We start from the raw sequence: 1,392 nt of genomic DNA on the forward strand, positions 1-1,392 counted from the left end.
TTTATTTTGTCTGAGTGCTAACGATAGTGGCTAACTTGATTGTAAAACGCGGGTTTTTTATTTTGCACAATTTCTAGTCGGTGACCTGCTTTGAAGGTAAGCACCCAATCAAATGACGTTCGATAATCAAAAGCCCAGTATCTGAGAGGCAATCTTCCTCTCAGATACTGGGCTTTGATCTTGATATAAAACCATATTCTTATGACTGCTTCCAATTCCATGGCAAATACTGCCCCAGATATTCGAATTTTCGATTCTCGGGATATTGTGCCATTTCGTCTAGAACTTCCGTCAGATAAGTCGTCGGATCAATTACGTTGGCTTTGCACGTTTCGATGATACTCATCAAAATTGCATTCGCATGCGCTCCCTCCGGGCTGGTACTGAACAAGAAGTTCTTTCGACCCATGACATAACTTTTCATGTTGCGTTCCGAAGCGTTATTGCTGAAGTCAATCTCACCATATTTCATAAGCCGATCAACGTATGGCCGCATGCTCTCTGCGTAGGCAACAGCTTTACCTAGATTGCTCTTTGGTAAGGCATCGCACATATCACACCAAGACCAGAACCGTTTCATCAACGGGGAAAGCTTGCTCCGACGACGCTTTCGACGAGCTTTTGGTGACAGCTTTTGCCATTGTGCTTCAAGCCCAAACATCTCATCAAGTAACTTCAATGGAATACTGGTATCTAGCGTCTTCGAGACACGCGCTGCTTCATAGAACTTCCGACGCACATGGGCCATGCAGGCAACGCGTTCTATTGCCAAGCCATTGTAGCCGGCATACCCATCGCACTGAAGGACACCACTAAAGTTTGCGTACAGTTCTTGGGCAACGCTTTGACTGCGATGTGGATCATACTTGAAGTACACCATCGGTGTGGCGCTCTTGCGCACTGTTCGGGCAACCCACATGTATGACTTATCAGTTGCCTTACGGCCATTCTCTTTAAGAACTTGAGTTGGCGTTTCATCTCCTTGAAGAAACTTCTGTCGAATCAGACATTGATGCATCCAATCATAGATCGGCGCTAACAATTCCGCACTATCGATCATCCAATTGCTCAACGTCGTTTCGCTTACCATCAACCCGATGCGTTTCCAGTCTTGAAGTTGGCGATACAATGGTACATCAAGTTCATACTTATCATGAATCACCTTGGCAAGAATCGAGGACGTGGCGACGCTACGCGGAATGACAGCGTTAGGCAACTTTGCTTGAAGAAACTCTGGATCTCCTTCACCATCAATTCGAACCTTCTTATAAGTCCGGACATAGTAGATGATTTTGACTACCTTCGCTGGAACGTAAGTTGCACTGGTACGCATCTCACGACGTCCAATTGACACTAACTTCCAGCCTGGCGCACACTTGCGTTGCTCATCGG

General features: G+C 46.0%; 1 protein-coding gene. It reads right to left on the bottom strand.

Going from position 1 to position 1,392, the window contains the following annotated elements; genetic code table 11:
- Positions 1-199: 199 nt before the first annotated feature.
- The coding region (gene tnpC / locus FD01_RS15125; protein ID WP_202813679.1) for an IS66 family transposase at positions 200-1,392 on the bottom strand (1,193 nt) is incomplete at its 5' end.

Source organism: Lacticaseibacillus manihotivorans DSM 13343 = JCM 12514, assembly GCF_001435035.1.
GTDB lineage: Bacteria > Bacillota > Bacilli > Lactobacillales > Lactobacillaceae > Lacticaseibacillus > Lacticaseibacillus manihotivorans.